Genomic DNA, 21,493 nt, shown 5'->3' on the forward strand with positions numbered 1-21,493 from the left:
ACATTTCCTGTGGATTTTCTTGTGCCCTCTTTTCGGGTGTGTTATTTTGTAATAAAGCATTATTTTTGCCCACCCAGAGGTCTATATGTAATTTGATTACATTTTCCGCTTCAGCTTTGGAATCAGCTTTGAATGCAGGAAATGGATTGCCTTCATCTTGCTTGGCAGAATAGGGACAACTTTCTGGACAGCGAGTATCACACCTTGTCTCATTACAACAATGCCAGCAGATATTTTTGCGTTTACGCGGACATTGCCTGATGGCACGCTCATTAAAACAGGACTGACAGCGGTTGCTTTTAAACAATTTCAGCATTTATATCCGCTCCAAACAAGGTGGCATCTGCCGTTTAAAATGGGATTTCTCTATCATCTGTTGCACTTTTGCTATCGTTTTTTCCTCTACATCTGGCTTTGGCAAACCCTCCGTAAGATATTTTAAAATGCTATCCAAAACGGGATATGTTATTCCCATTTCCGTTTCATCGCTTTGCCCTGACCATAAGTCCGCCGTAGGTGTTTTTTGAATGATTTTTTCCGGCAGACCAATTTCCCGGGCAATTTCCCACACCTCTGTTTTGTATAAATGAGCGATTGGCTCAAACGCACAGGCGGAATCGCCAAATTGCGTAAAATAACCTACCCAATATTCACTGCGATTACTGGTTCCAATCACTAAGGCATTATGTTTTGCCGCTTGATCATACAGAATGTTCATTCGGATTCTTGCCATCCAATTACCTTTTCTTAAGGGATTTGCCTCGGGTGCATAATGTTCAAAATAATTTTCTACCAAATCATCTATCTTTATCGTTTGCAGGGGAATATCAAGGTAATTTGCCATTAGTGAAGCATCGGCAGCGCTTTCCGGATGGCTATTTCGGTGAGGTAAATTATAGGCAATTACGCCTTTTTTGCCCATTGCCTGAACTGCCAAAGCGGCAACTAAAGCGGAATCAATTCCACCCGACAAGCCAATCACCAGCTTGGCAAAATTGCTTTTGGCGCCATAATCTTGAATAAACGCAATTATTCTTACTATTTCCTTTCTGTAATTCATCTTATGTCTTACTCCCAATTTGCCTTTTATCTATGCTAATTATCCTCTTTTTTTCAGCCCGCATTCGTCAAGCAATTTCTTGTTTCTGCCCTTCTTTGGTTCTATTTTGTCTGTTGCTTCTCTCTTGCTAAATACTTGAACACTGTAGTAACATTTCCGTAGCAACCCAGTAACGAGATTAGAGCAGTGTTACGGAAGTGTTACTGAGTCGTAAGGTAATCAACTAAGTTGCAAGCAATTATCCATTTGGGGCAGTAATGGGCAAAATGAATGGCTATTTATCTACATTTTATACAGTTATACGGTTTTGTTGTATTGTTATGGGTGAAAAGTTGAGAAGGTTTATTATGGTTGAGAAGGTTTAGAAGGTTGAGAAAGTTGAGAAGGTTTAGAGGGTAGTAATAGCTTATAAATTAAGAGAAAGGGAAATATCTAAAAGGGAAAAGAAAGGAGAAAGTGTAAAAATATTTGGGAAGATTTACCGATAAATATAACTGGAAAAATAGGTTGTCCAATTCCAATTCTACCAAGAAATTGAGGGTTTCTGACGGGAAAAGAAAGTTACATATAAAGAAGCGGAATAAACTACCTTGAAGTTATTTTTTCAAATTTCCGGATACGCAAAATAACAATTAAATCGAAACATTTTTTAATCCTTTTAAGTATGATAGATAATAACGACGGGTTTTGAACCCAGCGAAAAAAACAGTCCATTCTTTAAAAAACATAAGGTTCCCATATACAATATCAATTACCTTGTCTGACTAAGCTGTTACTTCATAGTTTTATCTTTCTTTCTTTCTTTATGGTTTATTTTTGGGTAGGTTGTTATTCTGATGTTTATTGTGACATTCTTGTTTTAACTCTCAATTTTGAAATAGATAAACAAGCTTATATGAGTATGCCTTAATATAAATTTTAGGAAAAGTTACATTAGATCAATACATATCAAAATTGAAAGTCAAAACAAGCAGTTTTCAGATTCAACAATCTATCAGATTATAATTTTGCCTTAGACAGTAAATAATTTATAAAAGCAGAACAAGCCACCAACATATATTTAGCATCAGTAAAATCTGGAATACAATCTGTTCCATCAAATATACAATGTCTTATTCCCGTCCTCTCATCTGAAGTATATCCATAGATTATAATAAAGGCATCACATAAAGCAGGATGAATTTTTTTCTTTTCATCTAATGCTTTCATAGCTTCATTTAATGCTTTCAAAGCAACACTTAATGTCGTTCCTTTAGTTCCATTGATAATATTAACGGTTGCTTCAACTGCAGAGATAGCTTCTTTTACAGTATTCACATAATCTCTATGTTTCTTATTGGCAAATATTTCAATAGCCCTTTTTAAATGATAATCTATTGCTTTTTTACCTGTGTTTGCTGCTTCCTCTATTGCATCTATTTCTTGCTGATTCGTAATCGGAATTATCTTGTTATCAACAAAACGATATGCAGAATTGTATATTTCAAAAACAGTATTTAATACCTTGATAAGTTCAGTTTTATTATTACCAAACATTGAAGTTAATTCTGATAGTTCAACATTATTAAGATAGAACTCAAGAAAATCATAAACTCTATACCAAGGTAAAGTATTATATTTCTCATAACATAGCTTCCTGATATAATCATAATTAGAATTATAATAAACATTTATATCTTGCACATAAAAACCACACCAGATTTTAATATATAATGAATCTATATCATCTTCATCTTCATCTTCATCTTCAATTGATTTCTCAAATTCTACAAGAACATTATGGATAGTCATCTTTAAATCATCATCCATACTTTCAAATTGTAATGCCTTTTTGGGCTCATAGCCATATCTTTCTGAAAATGACATCTTAACCTCCTATATTAAAATATGTTATTTTCAGTTCATTAAATAATATATACCAGATTAACTCATTATAGTAAAGAAAACTGAACATTATTTCTCCGATGTATTGGTTATTAACTTGATGTCTGCTTCATTAAGACCATACAGTTTATAAACAAGTGAGTCAATTCTGTTAAGATAGTCAGAAATATCAGAAGTTTCCTTTTTCTGGGTTTGATAAATATCAATGGTAGGCATTATATTCAGAATATCTTTTACTAATTTTTCCAGCTCAAGAGTTGTATCAGAATTTTTATATGATGGAATTGGAAATTGTTCTATGTATATTTTGATATGCCTAGATGCTTTTTGGGATAGATTTGAAGAAATTAGATTAAAATAGAAGTCAAATAATTTGGAATCAAGAATAGCTAATATATAGATAAGATTTTCTCCGGTCATTATATATGCAGTTTGATTTGTATAAAAATGATTGGAATCAAAAGTAAAATTTCCATTTAATCCAATTTCAGACCATATAATTTTATTCTTATTAAATTCATTGTAATATGAACAATCTCTAAGTTCCCACCAATAATCACCTTGATCATCTCTATCATATACTCCTTTTCCTTTTACTTTGACTATTTTATTTTCTATTGCATCTCCTTTAGTTTTTAAATAATTATACACTGCTGGATAACATAGTTTAATAAAATGTTCAGCATCTATGTTATCTGGTTTATTTTTATTTGTCCATCCGCTGGGAATAATTATCAGCCAAAGTCCAGCCCATTCATAATAGTATTTATGAATATCTCTTCCCCGCAAGACAGGTTTTATGATTTCTATGGATTTAGGGTCTGCTTTACAGATTGCTTCTTTTGTGGAGGTATCAATAATAAATGCTTCATTACAACCGGTTAAAATGCCTCTATAGATATTAACATTCCAGTCCTTAAGTGGTTTCCCGGCTTTTTCTATTTTGGTTTTTAAGGTCAAAATGCTATTATCTGTCAAAGTCCAACTATTTTCTTCCAAGGTATTTTGCTGTAATGTTTGCATATTATTATACAGGAATTGAGAAAGGTTTTCCGGTTTCAGGTCGGCAGGGATATTAACGAAATTAAAGGAATGCCCGGGTTCAGGTTTGGCTTTAAGGAACAAGATAATATTGGTATCCACTGTAGAGGATTTGAAAACCTGGTAACCACCGAAGTCAATTAATATTTGCAATTTGGTATTTTGTTTTAAAAATTGTCTTAATTTGGTGCCATATTTGGAACGGAGCCATTTATTGGAAGTGATAAAAGTGGCAATTCCGTTTTCAGATAATAGTTTATATGCCAATTCATAGAAATAGGTATATAGGTCGGAAGTAGAATTGAATATCTGGTAATCGGATTTATCCAGTAAATCCTTGTAAGTGATTTTTTCCTGTCTTACAAAAGGGGGATTGGCAATAACAATATTAAAATTAGTCAATCCGAACATAATGGTGGGATTAAAAAAAGGAGCGATAGAATTTATGGAATAAGGGTCCCAATTGGCAATATCTTCAGCTTCTTGAGCATGAAATGCTGATTTCTTCAGTGCTTCGGAAAATTCCATTCGGAGCTTATGCTCTCTTACTTTCAGTTCAAGTTTGTCTTTTCGGTTACGAGTGCTGAAGTATTCTTTGTGTAATGCTTTTATTTCAGATATATAATTTTCTATAATGGTATTGAAGATATCCATTTGATTTTCCATTTCCAAGGGTATAAGGGAATTTGCGGCAACAAGGTTAGTTTCCAAATTGGGCAAAGCTCTAATTCCCAAATTTGGTTTTCCCTGTTTAGGATATTGATCTACCAGTAAAGAGATAAATAAACGAAGCTTGGCAATTTGTATAGCTATGGGTTGAATATCAATGCCATAGATACAATGCTCAATTAGAAAGAGTTTACGGCTGTAATCAAAATCAAATTCATCAAATGTCTGTTCAATATCCTGAATGCTGTCTTTCAGTTTTTGGATGTTATCTTCCCTTACTTTGGGGTCGTCAACAGTTTGTCTTATATTAGTGATAAGTTTTTTGATATTATCAATTTGTTGTTGTTTCCATTTAGTATTATGGGGGTCTAATTTATGCAGGATATAAACGATTTTTAAAAGAAGGCCCATTAAAAAAGCTCCTGAACCACAAGCAGGATCAATAACTTTCAGATTATCAATAGCGTTTATAAGTTTATTTACTTCTTCAGGATCAAATAGATGGTCTTCATCTGTATAATACAGAAGTAACCTTAGTTTTAATTCGCTGTCTTCCTTTTCTTCTTTTGTGCTATGAGGAAGTTCATTGATTAAATAAGCTATTAGAGATTCATCAACCATATAATCCACAATTTCACGCGGCGTATAAAATGAGCCGGTTTCGTGTCTGGCAGTTGTTTTTGTTTCGGGATTATAGGAAGCAAGTAAATTTTCAAAAACACGCCCTAATAATTCTGGATCAAGTGCAACTTCTTCTTCAATGGGTGTATTTTCGGCTACGGTAAATTTATAACTATTTAAGATGCTAAATAAGCCCCGCACTTGATAGCTTTTATTTTGAGTTCCATATATCTCGTTTAAGTCAATATTCTGTTCATTGCCACTTAAGAATAATTCATCAGGAACTTTTAAAATATTATCGGGTCGGTCACTAAAACCATCAATGCGAATATAAGATTTTTGATTGTTATTTGTAATTTCAGTATCTAAACATTCAAACAGACCTCCATTTAAAAAGGGAATATTGGCAAAATATTCATCTATAACTTGTTCTGGATGATGGAAAAGGGACTCATAGCGAAAGAGAGTATGCACATTGAAATCAGGATTCAGATTACTTTTAATTTCGCGGCGAAATCTGCGGGAATTTACTTTGTCTTTATTCATTTCTGTATTTAGGGTAGCAAAGAAAAGGTTTTGCAGAATGGCTTTGTAATAAGCGGAATCATTAAAATCCTCAAACTTGATAATATTTCTTAGCTTTTGTGAATCAAAAAGCTCCTCAGGAATAAGACCTTTTTCTTTCATAAACCAAACAAAAATAAGACGAGTTAGCAATCTGATTAGACCGATGGAATTTCTTACTTCTTCATTTTCTTCATCACCTGCAGGGAAAACAACTTTCTTAATTGCCCAAAAATACCAATTGGACAGTTCTTTATAAAATCTTTTATTTAATTCGTTAATATCCAAAGTAACAGACCAGGCATTGTGTAAGGTCTCAAAGTTGTAGATATTACCTTTTTCAGATAGTTTCTCTAATGAAAGATCAGCTAAAATATCAATATGAGCTCTGTGAGTATCAGTTGTCTTAATATCCTTAATCATAGTAACTTTTTCTAAAACATCTCTTACCGTGTCTTTTAAGTTTTGTCTTCTATTAACCACTGCAATAGTAACAAAATTATTGTAGTGAAAGAGAATAATTAAAGGGATAGCATACTGCTTATTAATTTGCCGGGCTATATTTGCCAGCTGAGTTCTGGTATATTTATCCCCCTTAAGCTTAAGAGAAGCAAAAAGATAGGACTTTAGGTTAGCCGCTTGAAAATTTTGTTTGGTAATTCCAGGTATAGTTATTTGAGAATCTTGGTTAAAGTGGTTCTTCATTTCTTCATCGGTAATTTGGAAGAGCAGATAAAACTTATCCCAATCATCTTTTCTGGCTTTTGTAGGATCTATTTTATTGCCGCTAAAAGCGGCAAAATCGTCAAAGCTGAAACTATTTGGTTCCGGTTGACGGTCACTAAAATAACCGAGAGTATTCCAAAAATTTAGAGCAGCGGAATAGGTATCTTTAATTCTAAAAAGAGACAAGGCATCAATAATTTTTTCTTTATCCATTATAATTCCTTTATTTGATAATCAACCAGGTGATTAGTTCAAAACTCTGTTCTTTTGATTTCTTGGGAATAAGAGCATCTCTATCTCCTTGCAATTGTTGATTGGTGCGTTTGTTCAAAGAATTTTTTATGTCTTCAATGGCTTTAATAAGCAAAGTGTTATATTTATCCATATTTTGTCCTTGTTGGGTTTCTTCATCAAAGAGATCACAAAGTTCCTTTATTGCTTCTTGTCTATCTTTGGTCAGCAATCTATAAATTTCCAAAATTTGTTTTACATTGGTGTAATGGTAACGGACAGTTCCATCCTCTCTAATATAAACAAGAAAATATGGCTGGAGGGGATTTAGTTTATTATATTCCGACCCATCTTCAAAATGCTTTAAACAAAAGATAATGCCGGGGCGGATAATTTGTTTTTGCTCATCAGATAAAGTATTATTTTTTAGCCAAAGAGCATTTTCAGGGCTTGTAGTTATGGCATATAAACCCAATGGTGCATCGCGTAATTCAATTTCGTTTGCCTTTAAATAATTTAGCAGGTCTATTCTAAAATCATCCAAAGTAAAATCAGTTAAGCTTATGCTATCATCCATATCTTCCAGATCAATTACTTCTTCCTTTAACCGTTTTAATTGTTTTGTTCTAAACTTCATATCGTTTTCTAACCAATTATCAATATCGTCATCCTTTAGGATATTATCAGCTCCAGTGGCGGTTAAATCAACCAAAGCCATTCTTGCTTCTACTCTATATTTCAGTTTTATGTATTTATCCAAATCGTCGGTGGGCCAGAAATTATGCATTTGGATTTTGGCATTGGGACCATTGATTCTGTCTATTCTGCCAAAGCGTTGAATGATGCGAACCGGATTCCAGTGAATATCATAATTTATTACATAATCGCAGTCCTGTAAATTCTGCCCTTCGGAAATGCAATCGGTAGCAATAATTATATCGATTTGTTTATCTTGAGGTAAGCTAAGAAATTTAACTCGTTTTTTGGCAATGGGAGCAAAACAGGTTAAAATGGAATTAAAATCATTTTTCATTCTAACAGGCATTTTGAAATTAGTTTTACAGGTTGTGCCTCCAGTTATTAAAGCAGAATATAGCCCGAATTTATCATAAAGATATATGGAAAGATTATCATAGAGGTAAATAGCTGTATCAGCAAAAGCAGTAAAAATGATAATCTTCTTATTATCAGGATTGATAGGATGTTTTATCTTATATTCTATAATTTCTTTCAGACGCTTAAGCTTAGCATCATTATCTGGCGTAACTTTTTCAGCTGTTTTATATAAAGCATTAAGCTGATCTTTATCATTCTTCAGGGCAATTTTCCATTTATTTAGGTCTAAGTGTTCCAGTTTATATTTCAGTTTTTTGCCTACGGTGAATTCCTCTTCTTCTTCACTTTCTAATTCTTCTTCAGGGATAATTGTTTCCACCTCAAAGGGATCAAGCTGTTCTTCTTTTTTAGTTGTTTCGTATTCTGCTATTTTTTGTTCCAGAGAATTTATCTTGTCCAAAGTCCGCTTCAGAGTTAATTGATAGGAATAAATACTACTTTCCAGGCGTTTTAGGAAATTGATTTTCATCATTTCTACCAGAAAATCTTCCCGCTGTTGCTGAGAAAATACTTTTACTTTACCTGTAATTTCATATTCAGGTCTAAATTCCTCTTTTACAAAATTGGAGGGCTTAAACAAGGAAAGTTTGTATTTCTGAATTGCTTCATTTACTTGATCATAAGAATAAAACTTTTGCGTGGTATCAATATCGGTGCTTTCGGAAAGAGGTTTAAGACGCGTAGGGAAGCTATTTTTATCTATATCGGAATAATAAGTTAAAATATGTTTGCGGCTGCGAGCTATGGTTAATTCATCCAGAAGCTTAAAAAATGAACTATCCAGAGCTAAAAATAGCTCCTTTGTATCTCGCTTGGTATCTTTAGAGCTCTTTGCCCATTCCGTAAATTGAAGTTGCGCTAATCTAAAAGTATTAGAGATATTCTCAATTCCCATACTTTCCTTAAAGGCATAATCATTACCTTCTGAAATATAGTGGATTTGATTACGCAAATCTTTCAGATTGGTATTTACTGGTGTGGCTGAAAGCATCAAAACTTTGGTTTTCACTCCACTTTTAATAACTTTCTCTAATAGACACTTAGCTCGATTGTAAATAATCTCTCCGTTATCTACTTTTTCTTTGGGATTACCTCGCAAATTATGTGATTCATCAATAACTACTAAATCCCAGGCACCCCAGTTAAAAGTAGAAAGATTCAAATTATCAGCTTTGGAAAATCCGCTTGTTCTGGCTAAATCGGTATGGAAAGCAACTGTATAGCTAAACCTGTCATTTTTAAAAGGATTTGTATCATCTCCTTTGTGGGCTTGATATACTGTCCAATTATTCTGTAGTTTTTTGGGACAAAGTACTAAAACCCGGTAACCTAAAATCTCATAATATTTGATGATGGCTAATGCCTCGTAGGTTTTCCCCAAGCCAACACTATCAGCTATTATGCAACCCTGATATTTTTCCAGTTTATTGATAGCTCCTTTAACAGCATCTTTTTGAAAACTTTTAAGTTCATTCCAAATCTCGGAATCAAAAAAACCGGTTTTTTCTTTCAGTAAACCCTTGTCTTCCTGCTCTTCCAGAAATTTGGCAAAAATGTGATACAGGGTTTTATAATAGATGAAGAGAGGAGAATTATCCTCATAGAGTTTGGAAAGATATTTTAAAACCTCTTCTTTCACATTTTCTACTAAGCCGGTCTCATCATTCCATAATTCCTCAAACCAATTAAGTAAATCTGCTCTGTCTCTATCACTATCTACTTCAATATTAAGCTCTATATTGGGGCTATTGCCAAAACCAAGTCCGTTAACAGTAAAATTGGAACTTCCCAAAATTGCCTTTTCATTGCCATTGGCGGATTTGATATGATACATTTTGCCATGCAGAAAGTTGGGCTTGACCATAGATTTGATTTCACATTTATCTTTAATCCAATTGGCACAATCAAAGGCAATCCTGCTTTGAGTAAGACGATTCTGAATAGGAATAATTAGTTTCTCATCTTCAATTTGAAATTGTTTCTTATCGGTTTTAGGATCTATCTGTGAAATAAAGCGCGGTTCTCCAAACAGAAATCTTAAACTCTGGATGTTATCCAGCTTGTTTTTCAAATGTTGATAGGCGTAGATAGTAAAATATGCCGAGACAAAAGATAAAAAACATCCATCACTTAAATGCTGATTGATAAAATTGCCAACTGTTCCCCGTTGGTGGTTATCTTTGATAGAACTTTGTATTACTTTACTCATACAGCTTCTGCCTTCTCTTTATCTCTAATTTTCTATGGATTAACTTTTGTATTTGCTGGCAGTATTTTGTCAAGAAAATGCGGATAGCAATTCGTACCTTTTTCCTAATCAGGTTTGACTTCAAATCTATTTACAAAAAGGGGATCAGGCAAATTATCCCAAACCCCGTGCTCCAATAAAAAGTCCGTAATGAATTTCAGTTCAAAGAGGTTGAAATAGGTGGCATTTTCACATACCAATGCTTCCAAATCCAGTTTAATTAATTGTTTGATTTCTTCCTCATTTAATTTATTGGCTTTATAGGCACAATGCAAAACCCAACGCGCTTGTAAAGAACTTATGGCTTCATCCTGTCCTAAAAAACCATCGTCACAATCCAAATTTACATATTTCCAACACTCTAATTCCTTATCAAAAGGTCCTGACAAATCTTCTGGTTTAATTTCTTCATAATCTCTTTTATCCCAATAATAAAGAAGTTCTTTGTCCTCCAAGCTTTTTTCAATGAATTTTTTTAGTTCCTTGTCAAAACTTTCAAACTCAGGATGCAGATACCACTTTAGGTCTTGATTGATGATCCGAAATTCCTGTCCATCCGTTAAATGACCACCCATAGTTTGACGAAATAATGCCTTTCGCACATTTAAAGGTGAATGCTGTTTTTCCGTTTGATTATTTTTCATATCTTCCAAGGCAGCATTTTCCCAAATATTTAAATATGCTTCAATGCGGCTTTGAAAAAAGTTAATCGCTTCAATGGTGTATCCCATTTTGTTCTCCTATGTCATTATGCTGACCAAGAATATACTTACCAAAGGTTTCTTTATCTTACTTTCAATAGTGGATAAATTGATTTAAATATTCTACCAACTCAAAAACCGTTGTGGAGGGATTATTATTACTCGGGTTAACTGTAATGTATTTAGACAGGAGGTTTTTGGCATTATTGATTGCTTCTTCTTGCTTACTAAGAAGAGTTTCATACATAAAAAGGTCATTTTTCCGATATTTTCGTTTTAGATGTTCTGTAAGCTTTACTATATAATCATTTCTACCAAGAGCCATATCGTAATAATGGAAATGTAATAAATACCAAAGTTCAAATGCTTCGTTAGAATAAGCAACCTTATAACCCTTAGCTTTTGCTTTATTTATGGCATTTCCAAAATCTTCATCAGAAAAACTATCCTTATCAAAAACGCACCAAACAATTGTTTCTTTGGGCTCTTCACCATACTTTTCCTTGAATTTATCAATCTGTTTCTCAACTTGGATTTCGGCTTCCTTTATCAAAGATATTGTATTCATCCCTGTTCCAATAACACTAAATTCTATGGAATAAACAGGAAATTTCTTAAAGTAATTGGGTTCGGTTTTCTCACCTTCCGTAACTATAACTATCAAGTCAGGAGCTGGTTTTCTGATATTATGTGGTCTTTTAGTTCTGCTCATTTTTTGTTTTCTCTATGTTTTTTTTAAATAGATCAACAAAATTTGAATATTCTACATAAGGAACAGCTCCATATTTTCCGCGAATATAGTCCTTGGCATAAGAAGCATCTTTGCGGGTAGAACCTTTCGGTAATTTATATTCTACTAAAGAATAAAGAATGGAAGAATGATTTGGTGCTTTTTCCACAAACCAAATCTCATCCCGTCTAAAATTATCTTTATTCAGAAAGAGAGTATTTTGGGTTGTAAAGATTAATTGAGCTCCCTTAGGATTTGTCTCTTTATCCTGAAACAACTTGATGATGATTTTGGTTAAGAAAGGATGTAAACTGTTTTCTATTTCATCAATGAATAAACTTCCGCCTCTTTGTAAAGTAGAATACAATAAACCAGCAAGACAATAGATTTTTTTTGTTCCTTCCGATTCTTGCTTTTCCATATCAAATTCAACTTCTTTAAGAACATCTTCTTTAGTATCATAGAATTGGTGGATGGACTTAATGAATAGATGGAACATTTTATTACTCCCTACTTTGATGAATAATGAAGAAAGTGGGATATTTACTTTTGTATCCATTTCCATTTCTTTCTCATTGATCCTAATTTCCTTGATATCTGAATCAGCTTTACGCATAAATTCATTTACCCAATCTAAGGGGACAACATTATTGTCTAATAAAGCAGTAGTATTTATCGGATTATAAGTATCAATATACCAAAGGTTTGAATCAGAAAAACACTTAACTATCTTTTGGGCAATAAAACCATTGAACTGAGACAATAAGCTGATGAAAAGAGAGTTTTCTCGTAATTTGTCTTTTACCTCTCCTTTACCTTCTTTGAATTTATTATGAACTTGGATGCCCTGCCCCAATCTTTCAAAAAGAACTATCTCTCTGGCTCGGGAAGTTGTTTTACGCATTAGTAACCACTCTTTAGCAATATGATCTCTAAAAGCCGAAAATCCATAGCGGTAAAGAACATCATCCACTAAAAATATAACTTCCCAAGAACTGGGTTCATCTTTACCAGTAGAATTCAGTAAAAAGGGCTCTACTAAAATCGGCTCTCCAATTTGGGATTCTTTGAACGAATTGAGAACCATATTCTTCATAAAGGAGAATGCTTTAAAGATGTTACTTTTCCCGCTGGCATTAGCTCCATATATAACCCTTGTTTTAAGCAAACGTTGCTGAGAAACTTCCATAGTATGGTTATCAAGCTCATTTTTGGTAATGGCTTCCATACTCAAAGTAACCTTCTGGTAAATAGACCGGTAATTTTCCACACTGAATTCTACTAACATATCAAACTCCTTTATAGTTTATAACTACATAATAATGAATTTCTGATAATTGTCAAGTTATTTTGTGAAAAATCTACAAAAAGGGCAGTTTATATGTTTTATGCTTGATTCTGATTGAACAAATTATCTCAATATCATACATCTTGGTGTATGGCAGATAACTTAGAATTCTCCGTTTCTACCGTATATTCTTTATACATTCTTCACAGAAATGATATTAGAATCCCCTCTATTGAAAAGCGGCTCGGGTAAATGATTCCAAACACCCTGTTCCAGTAAAAAATCTGTTATCAACTTGAGCTCAAAGAGATTGAAAAAAGGCATTTTAGTAATTCTTTAACCCAAGAATAGATTACGTTGTTTTTCTGATCTGGAATAGATAGAAATAAGGCATAGAGAGGAAATTTGTGTTTTGATCTTTTTCTTTACTAAAGTTTTCTCATAAACCCAATTCTATTTTTTTGATAAGATGATTATACTGATTCCATCGTCCGGTTAAATGATGATATCTGCCAACTACAATAGCCGGACTAATGGATAATTCATCCGCAATTGAAATAATATCAATTTCGGAGTTGATATTGATAATTCTCTCATTATATTTTGCGGGAATTAAAAATTCAGCAGCAAACTTATCTGCTTCTTCTTCCTTAGGATCACTATAATCCTTATCAGCTATCCAGATTTCTTTTTTACTGTGTTTTAATATATGCGCTGTTTCGTGAAATAAGGAAAACCAAAATTTATCTTCACCTTTACCTCTGTTATTTAAAATAATCATCGCCTTATCGTCTTTTATCCATTTAGAAGCGCCATTCCAAGGAACTTTGTCCAAACAGGGAATTAAAACTAAAGCAACTCCGCACTCAGCAAAGAGTTCTATCAGGGTAGAAGAGAAATTCTCAGGCAGATTATGAGTTATTGTTCTTATCTTATTTAGGGTATAGTTAAACTTTGTTTTGTTAAAAGGTTTAGCAGGTATTTTCTCAGCTTCAATTTCTCCCATTCTAATCCAAGTAGCTGCCATTTCAATATTGGTTTTAAAACACTTGGAACTTCTTGCTAAAATTACCGGTTTTTTCCAAACAGCATCAAAGGCCTCAATAGAACATATCTGAAAGAATTTAAAAAGTTCATATGCCTCTTCCACTAAATTACTGGTTGAATTTATATAACCACGAGAAACAAGTTCGGTAAGGGGAAATTTGTTTAGAAATTTTTCCAATTGCTTTCTCTTCTCTAAAATAGTTTTCTTATGCAGTCGCTCTTGATAATGTGATTCAAGATTATTCCAAAATTCAGCGGAGATTCCTGTAACCGGTTCGATTTTTTGTGCAGTTGCATAAGTAATGGGTTGTTTGCCATTTATTATTCTAATAATACTTTGTTCTGTAAGACCTGTTCTAAGGGACAGATCTTTTATACCCATATTCAATAAATCCATTGCTTCCTTCAAAGTTGCACCCGGAGGTACTGAATAATCAGGATTATAGCTATAATATTCTTTTCTTGCCATTTTATCCTCCTTGTTTAATGATAATCTGTTATCTTCTCAATAACAATTTCAGTTACTTTATTTATTTCTACCTTTCCCTCTGTATTGAGAGGAAGAGGTTCGTTTGCAGGATAAAATATTAAACGATAGGGTTGAACTAATTCCACTGCATATTTTCCTGCTTCCTTTCCTATTAAAGGATGACATCTTGCTCCAGGAGGAAATTTGAGACATATCCGGGGCAGCTTCCAATTGTAGAATTCTTAAAAACAATTTCTGAGCCATTTCTTTACCAACGGTCTTTATTGCTGTCTTTTCATCATTGCAGATTTTTTCCATCTTCCTAGAAGTAAATATAATCAGCATTGTCCTTCCTGTCAAGTAAAATTATTAACAAAATATGTTAATTGAACTATCGTATATTGCAGATAACTTAGAATTCTCCGTTTCTCCTGTATATTCTTTTTTTTCTCAGATATTCTTTAAGCATTCCGAACAAAGATGATAACGGCAAAAACGGTAATAAATATCTATCAGACCTTGCTGGTAAAGGGTTTTACTATTTACTGCCTTCACTTGGCTGGAATTTATATGATTGCACATAAAACGAGTGATATAATTTTCTGGTAGCGCTTTAAAGGTTACATAAGATTGTAGAATGGATTCTGTCATTTCTGCTTTTGCCAATTTTTGGTAGTATAGATAAAGGATAGGCAGATAAATATTGATGTAGATGTTGTTTATTACCGTTATTCCTAAACCTTGTCGGTTATGTAACAGTCCTTCCTGTTGAGGTTTAAAAAGCTGCGAAAAGGTCTGATATCTTTTGGAGGGCTTTGGTTCTGCCAATTCTAAATTGTTTAGAAAATAATTTAACAATCCATCTGGCAAGCAGTTATAGAGAAATTCGCTAAGTAAAATAAGTCGGAAAACAGGATGATTTCCGGGACGGATCCGAAAAAGTTGCCAATCAATATCCAATTTGCGAGCATAATATCTTTGGCTTTCATAAGTGCTTAAAAGTTCAGCATAAAGTTCTGCAGATAAGCGATTTCGGCTTTTAGGCAAAAGACCCGAAGAACCAATTAAAAGCGAAAGCATTTCTTTGCTGGTCATTCCCTCTTTAAACCATTCGCGCAGTTTGGCAAAAGGAATGCTTTGCGCCAATTGAAACAGATTAAATTTGTTTTTATCATAGCCGGCGGCTTCCATCATTCCTTCATAAAGAATTTGATCAAAATCGCTCAAAGAAAGGGAAACATTGAATCTATGCACTTTGCTCATAAACCGCTGTTTTCCACTTATAGCTAATATACCGAACAATCTATCGTTATCAATGGCAGAAAGTAAATCGCAATAATCATTTCCACTTATTAAATCTTTATCTTCAAGATCGGAAAGCAGTTTTTGAATATCTTCCGAAAGCTGATTTTTCAGTTCCAATATTTCTATCAGCTCACCATTTTCCTTTATGGTGTAGGGCTGCGAACCATTATGATTGAGAACAGTATGTAAAATAACTTGATTATAATGAACATCTTCTTGATGCGCGTGTTTAATCCAGTCCTGCGTATTTTGATGAATTTCTATGGCACCTTGTAAATCCTCTCCGTTTAAAGATATAATGGCATTTACGAAATCGGGACCTCTGAAAGTGTTGAATTGACCTTGATAATTTATTTTTAGCTCTTTACCACTAACAGTCTTCAGGTTTCCAGCTAAATGGCCTTCATCCCAGATGTGGTAAAGAAATTTCTCATCCATCAAAAATACCTTTGCAAGAGGTTATATCGCTGCCTGGCAGAAGGTGATCTATAAAATGTCTCCGGTGAATAACGAATGGGATTGGTTAAAATGCTGATTAACTTAATGGATTGGGCGCGGGATAAAGAACTGCAGCTCTTTCCATAGTAAAAACGCGACGCTGTTTCTATGCCATAAATTCCTTGTCCCCATTCAACATAGTTGAAATAAAGCTCCAACATTCTCTTTTTGCTCATACAAATTTCCATTATCACCGTTGCTTGAATCTCAAGATATTTGCGTAAATAACTGCGCCTGGTAGTTAAAAAAATGGTTCTGGCAAGTTGATTGCTAATCGTGCTGGCACCAAAACGAATTTTCCCCGCTTTTTTATTATGCTCGTAAGCTTCTTTAACCATTTTCCATTCAAAACCGAAATGCTGATAATAATTTCCATCCTCAATGGCGATCAGCATTTTTTGAGTGCGTTTGGGAATCTTTTCCAGCGGAACATAATACCTTTTATGAATAGGATAACCTCGCACAAGGTAGCGTTGGACCATTAAAGGCGTAAGAGGTGGATTTACAAAATTATAGATTAGCGAAAAAAAAGCAATAATGCCCCAAAACCAAAGGTGCAAAATAATTATAAATCGCAATATACGCAGAAGTAAAGGACGCCTGCGTTTCAAACATTTACCTCTTAGCTATTAGGAAAAAGTATGTCGAAATAATTTACTTAACAGTAAAAACTCAGGAGTTTTTTTCCGTTTTGGCTTTATTTACATAATCAGCCAAACGAGCTTTTCTGCGAGAAGCAGTTCTATGATGAATAACTCCCTTTTTGGCTGCTTTATCAAGCTGAGAATATAACTCTGATAGTATCTTTTCTTTTTCATCCTCAGTGGCATTACTGCGAATTTTCTTGGAAAGAGTTCTAATGGTGCTCTTTACATAATTGTTACGGGCAGCTCTTTTTTTGTCTGTCTTCATTCTTTTCATAGGTGATTTGTGTTGTGGCATATTATCCTCTCTTCTTTTGATTTAGTATTTAATTGAGACAAATTATATTGGAGCTTGTTTATGTCAATTAAAAAGTGAGCTTTTCACTTAAAACGCTCATTGTCCATTAAGCACTGAACAGTCAGATTTAATTGGCTCAAATTGCCAATGAGCGGTAATATCAATCCATCTATCTTTATTTTAAGTATCTTGTTTAATCCTTGCCAAAATTTTCCTTGACCTATTTGCCTATTTTGCCAAATTGGAAACATAAGGAAGATGAATATATGAAAGATGATCCTAAGTATCAATATATGAACACTATAATGAAGGCAATGGCACATCCGACGCGTCTATTTATTTTGGATTTACTTGCAGAAAAGGAATATTGCGTATGTGAATTGCAAAAACAGATCGGGACTGATATTTCCACCGTTTCCAAACATTTGGCTGTTCTAAAAAATGCTGGATTGATAAGCAGTCACAAAGTGAATAATCAGGTCTGGTATAATTTGCTTTGTCCCTGTGTGCTGGATTTTTATAATTGTCTGTCCGAAATTAAAAAATAGATCCAAAAAAAGAGGTGAAAAATGGAAAACAAAAATACTTGCAATTGTTCCTGTAAATGTAATACAGGAGAGGGAAATAGCAAATGCGTAACTAATTTAACGGAAACCAAAGTTTACGCTTGCGGGGGTGCCAGTAATGTAGGTATGATATCTTTAGAACTTGCGAAGACATTGCATCTGGAAAATCAATATAAAATGGGTTGTGCATCCGGAATTGCAGCAGGAGAATTTGAAGTGGAAAATACAATTCAACAGGAAGGTAATCAGGATTTGGTGATTGATGGTTGTCCGATTTCGTGTGTGCAAAAAATCTTTGAGCAAAAAGGAATAAAGGGTTTTAAACATTTTATTGTAACGGAATATGGCATTAGCAAAGAAGCTACATTTGAGTTTGAACCCACTTTAGTTAAGCAATTGATAGCTAAAATAAAACAATAAGACATAAGAATAAACTAAGGGCAAAAGCTTATTCCCAAGCATTACAACTTGCTCATTTGTGATGCGCTTCAAGCATATTCTTCCACTTTTCCATTGACGAAATGAAAGACATCAATTTTGTGTATAAAAAATAAGAAAATAATTTCTGATAAAGAGAGGATTACAATGGCTTACGGTAAGATCAAGACAGACCTGCAAAAGCTTTTTGCCGAGCTTAAAGAACAGGGACTTTACAAAGATGAGCGTATTTTAACTACGCCTCAGGATGCTAAAATTGGTGTTGAGGGTGGCAAAGAAGCATTGAATTTCTGTGCCAACAACTATCTTGGATTAGGAAATAATCCTGAAGTTATCAAAGCAGCTCAGGATATTATGAACGATTGGGGTTACGGATGTAATTCTGTTCGTTTTATTTGTGGCACACAAGCAATTCATAAAAAGCTGGAAGCTGAAATGTCCAAATTTTTGGGTATGGAAGACACAATTCTTTATGCTGCCTGTTTTGATGCCAACGGAGGCCTATTTGAACCCCTTTTGGGTGAGGATAGCGCCATTATTTCAGACGAACTAAATCATGCTTCCATCATTGATGGCGTCCGTCTTTGCAAGGCAAAAAGATTGCGTTATAAACATAGCAATATGGAAGAACTGGAAAATGCCCTCAAGGAAAGTCAAGATAGCACCTATCGTTTAATTTGTTCTGATGGCGTATTCAGTATGGATGGCGATATTGCCAAGCTAAATGAAATCTGTGATCTTGCCGATAAATATGACGCAATGGTTATGGTAGATGATTCTCATGCAACAGGTTACATCGGAAAATCCGGCAGAGGAACTCCCGAATATTATGGAGTGACAGACAGAGTAGATATTATTACCACTACTTTTGGCAAAGCATTAGGCGGAGCCAATGGCGGTTGCACTTCCGGACGCAAAGAAATAATTGAATTATTGCGTCAACGAAGCCGTCCATATTTATTCTCTAACACATTGGCACCTTCAATCATTGGCGCCACTTTAAAAGTAATTGATATGCTATCACATTCCAGTGAACTGAGAGATAAAGTATGGGAAAATGCCACCTATTTTAGACAAGAAATGGTGGCTGCCGGTTTTGACATAGTTCCAGGTAACACGGCAATTGTTCCAATTATGCTTTATGATGCACCTTTAGCCATTAAGATGGCTGATATGCTTTTGCAAGAAGGTGTGTATGTAATTGGTTTTGTTTATCCTGTTGTTCCGAAAGGTAAAGCCAGAATTAGAGTTCAACTCTCTGCAGCTCATACCAAGGATGATTTGGATTTCACTATTGCCGCATTCAATAAAATTGGCAAAGAACTGGGTTTAATTTAACAAGTATCAGAGCAGGTGTCGGATTTAATTTACCGGCACCTGTTTTTTCTTAACAATGCCTTTAGGAAATATCTACTTAATTCCCGTTCCAATTGGAAATTTAGGAGATATTACTTTACGAGCGTTGGAACTGCTAAAAAAGGCAGAACTAATTGCTTGTGAAGATACCAGGGTAACTACTTTTCTTCTGAAACAATATGAAATCCCAATTCCGAAACTGATAAGTTTTCATAAATTCAACGAAAAACAGCGGGAAGCATATCTGCTTCAATATTTGGAAAGCGGAAAAGACCTAATGATTGTTTCGGATGCAGGCAGTCCAGCAATCAGCGATCCCGCCGAAAAAATTGTTCAAGTCGCCATCGATAAAGGCATAAAGGTTTTTGCTTTGCCAGGCGCAAGTGCCCTTTTACCAGCGATTAGCGTTTCGGGTTTCTCTACTAAACAGTTTCAATTTGTCGGTTTTTTAGCACAGCAAGCCAAAAAAAGGCGAGAAAAATTACAAGAAATAGCACAATATCCTTATCCCACAATTATTTATGAAGCTCCTCAGCGTTTGCTAAGTTTATTAACAGAATTGCTGCAGCATTGTGGAAACAGGAAAATTTGCATTTGCAGAGAAATAAGCAAACTATACGAAGAGCATATCTATTCTACTTTAGAAGAAATAATCCGAAATCCCGATTTTACTCTGAAAGGGGAATTTTGTTTGGTTTTGGAAGGCAGAAATTTAGAGCAAAATAAACCTTTCCCAATAGATGAAGCTAAAATTGAAGAATACACCTTACAATTTTTAAGGGCGGGACTAAAAACCAAAGAAATAAGCAAAGCCATTGCTCTAAGTTTTTCCCTTGAGCCAAAACAGGCATATCAATTTGTATTGAAGGCCAAAAAGAAACTAAAAAAATGAAACCATTTTTGCTGTTTGATTTTGACGGAACCATTGCGAATTCTATTCAGTTGGGAATGAAGATTGCCAACGAACTGGCTCCTCAATTTGGTTATAAGCCCATTTCCGAAGATGATTTTAAGCGCTATAGCCATTTACCTTGGCACAAAATAATCAAAGAAATGCACCTGCCTTATTATCGCATTCCGAAGTTAATTTTGGTTGCCTTTGCCGAATATAATCGCCAGATTAGGCAAATAAAACCCTGTGAAGGGATTTTGGAGATGCTAAAAGAGCTTTCTGAAATGGGGATTCCTATGGCTCTATTATCTTCCAATACGGTAGAAAATGTGCAATTATTTCTTCAGCAAAACGGGATAAATTCGTTTTTATGGGTAGAAGGAACTTCTGGAATTTTGAATAAGGCAAGAGAAATCAAACAGCGAATTCAAAAACATAAACTCGACCCCCAAAATGTAATTTATGTAGGAGACGAAATTAGAGACATTGAATCCTCCCATAAATGCGGCCTGAAAATAATTTCCGTAACCTGGGGCTTTCATAGTGCAGAATTTTTGAGTAGTTATAATCCGGATTATTTGGTGAATGCACCTCAGGAGATAATTGACATAGTCAGAGGATTGTAATCCTGCTTTTTCCGTAAATCCATTCTACCTCTTTGGCATTTTGCTTTTACCTTTGATATCAAACCTCGTTGGCAAGACCATCTTAATCGTAATATTTAACAGTGAAATTAGTTAAATGCCTTTTTACTTTTTACTCCAATATATTGTCACTTACTGCTTGTCCAATTTGCTTATATTTCAGTAACACTTCTCTTACAATTCTCTAACGAGATTACAGAAGTGTTACAGAAGTGTTAAAGAGTTATTAAACAATGAACTATGTAACAATAAATTAGGTTATTTTAGCCGCTGCCGACAATGTTTAGGGATAAACCATATACTTGTATCTTCCCAGCCCCCAAAATAGGTAAACTTGGCATCTTTGGGTTTGAAGGCAAAGTTTAGCTATTATTTTAGACCTATAAGTTCGTATATCTTAACTGCTATGTTTTTACCTTTTACTTTAACTTCATCAATATAATTAACATTTACCCAG

General features: G+C 34.2%; 18 protein-coding genes. 5 read left to right on the forward strand and 13 right to left on the reverse strand.

The features are described 5' to 3' along the window. The 13 genes from ABFC98_06325 to rpsT form a co-directional block, all read right to left on the reverse strand. Window positions 1–316 (reverse strand): hypothetical protein (locus ABFC98_06325; protein ID MEN6445647.1); only part of this gene is annotated, 316 nt, incomplete at its 3' end. Further along, window positions 317–1,060 carry an NAD+ synthase gene (locus ABFC98_06330; protein MEN6445648.1) on the reverse strand — a complete coding sequence of 248 codons (744 nt, stop codon included), beginning with the start codon at window positions 1,058–1,060 and terminating at the stop codon, window positions 317–319. It abuts the gene before it with no gap. A 999-nt stretch (window positions 1,061–2,059) separates the two neighbouring features. After that, on the reverse strand, window positions 2,060–2,926 hold the full coding sequence (locus ABFC98_06335; GenBank protein MEN6445649.1) for a hypothetical protein: 867 nt from the start codon (window positions 2,924–2,926) through the stop codon (window positions 2,060–2,062). A gap of 87 nt (window positions 2,927–3,013) precedes the next feature. Beyond that, window positions 3,014–6,778, reverse strand: a complete 3,765-nt coding sequence (locus tag ABFC98_06340) for an N-6 DNA methylase (GenBank protein ID MEN6445650.1) — start codon at window positions 6,776–6,778, stop codon at window positions 3,014–3,016. A 10-nt stretch (window positions 6,779–6,788) separates the two neighbouring features. Then, entirely contained in the window at window positions 6,789–10,121 is a 3,333-nt protein-coding gene (locus ABFC98_06345; GenBank protein MEN6445651.1) for a helicase-related protein, read from the reverse strand. 104 nt (window positions 10,122–10,225) lie between these two features. Further along, window positions 10,226–10,891 carry a hypothetical protein gene (locus ABFC98_06350; GenBank protein MEN6445652.1) on the reverse strand — a complete coding sequence of 222 codons (666 nt, stop codon included), beginning with the start codon at window positions 10,889–10,891 and terminating at the stop codon, window positions 10,226–10,228. 64 nt (window positions 10,892–10,955) lie between these two features. Continuing rightward, complete coding sequence (locus ABFC98_06355) at window positions 10,956–11,573, reverse strand: RloB family protein (protein MEN6445653.1); 618 nt, start codon at window positions 11,571–11,573, stop codon at window positions 10,956–10,958. Further along, a complete protein-coding gene (locus ABFC98_06360) occupies window positions 11,560–12,879 on the reverse strand; it encodes an ATP-binding protein (GenBank protein ID MEN6445654.1) in 1,320 nt (439 codons plus the stop codon). Before ABFC98_06360 ends, ABFC98_06355 begins: the two co-directional genes overlap by 14 nt. A gap of 439 nt (window positions 12,880–13,318) precedes the next feature. After that, window positions 13,319–14,395: an ImmA/IrrE family metallo-endopeptidase gene (locus tag ABFC98_06365; protein MEN6445655.1), complete on the reverse strand. Its 1,077-nt coding sequence runs from the start codon at window positions 14,393–14,395 to the stop codon at window positions 13,319–13,321. A gap of 14 nt (window positions 14,396–14,409) precedes the next feature. Then, the gene (locus ABFC98_06370) at window positions 14,410–14,541 is read right to left on the reverse strand and encodes a hypothetical protein (protein ID MEN6445656.1); all 132 of its coding nucleotides are present in this window, start codon (window positions 14,539–14,541) and stop codon (window positions 14,410–14,412) included. A gap of 304 nt (window positions 14,542–14,845) precedes the next feature. After that, entirely contained in the window at window positions 14,846–16,138 is a 1,293-nt protein-coding gene (locus ABFC98_06375) for a DUF2851 family protein (protein MEN6445657.1), read from the reverse strand. Further along, window positions 16,138–16,809 (reverse strand): monofunctional biosynthetic peptidoglycan transglycosylase, encoded by a 672-nt coding sequence (gene mtgA, locus ABFC98_06380; GenBank protein ID MEN6445658.1) that lies wholly within the window; start codon window positions 16,807–16,809, stop codon window positions 16,138–16,140. The genes ABFC98_06375 and mtgA overlap by 1 nt, the downstream gene beginning before the upstream one ends. Before the next feature lie 61 nt (window positions 16,810–16,870). Further along, a complete protein-coding gene (gene rpsT / locus ABFC98_06385) occupies window positions 16,871–17,140 on the reverse strand; it encodes a 30S ribosomal protein S20 (GenBank protein ID MEN6445659.1) in 270 nt (89 codons plus the stop codon). 266 nt (window positions 17,141–17,406) lie between these two features. Here rpsT and ABFC98_06390 point away from each other — a divergent pair, with 266 nt between their 5' ends. The 5 genes from ABFC98_06390 (at window position 17,407) to ABFC98_06410 (ending at window position 21,018) form a co-directional block, all read left to right on the forward strand. After that, window positions 17,407–17,688, forward strand: coding sequence for a metalloregulator ArsR/SmtB family transcription factor (locus tag ABFC98_06390; protein MEN6445660.1), 282 nt, complete (start codon window positions 17,407–17,409; stop codon window positions 17,686–17,688). 21 nt (window positions 17,689–17,709) lie between these two features. Further along, window positions 17,710–18,126: a putative zinc-binding protein gene (locus tag ABFC98_06395; GenBank protein MEN6445661.1), complete on the forward strand. Its 417-nt coding sequence runs from the start codon at window positions 17,710–17,712 to the stop codon at window positions 18,124–18,126. Between the two features lie 165 nt (window positions 18,127–18,291). After that, complete coding sequence (gene kbl / locus ABFC98_06400) at window positions 18,292–19,482, forward strand: glycine C-acetyltransferase (GenBank protein ID MEN6445662.1); 1,191 nt, start codon at window positions 18,292–18,294, stop codon at window positions 19,480–19,482. 55 nt (window positions 19,483–19,537) lie between these two features. After that, the gene (gene rsmI / locus ABFC98_06405; GenBank protein MEN6445663.1) at window positions 19,538–20,392 is read left to right on the forward strand and encodes a 16S rRNA (cytidine(1402)-2'-O)-methyltransferase; all 855 of its coding nucleotides are present in this window, start codon (window positions 19,538–19,540) and stop codon (window positions 20,390–20,392) included. Further along, entirely contained in the window at window positions 20,389–21,018 is a 630-nt protein-coding gene (locus ABFC98_06410; protein ID MEN6445664.1) for an HAD-IA family hydrolase, read from the forward strand. Before rsmI ends, ABFC98_06410 begins: the two co-directional genes overlap by 4 nt. Window positions 21,019–21,493 lie beyond the last annotated feature (475 nt).

Origin of the sequence: Candidatus Cloacimonas sp. (genome assembly GCA_039680785.1) — a bacterium.
Classification (GTDB): Bacteria; Cloacimonadota; Cloacimonadia; order Cloacimonadales; family Cloacimonadaceae; genus Cloacimonas.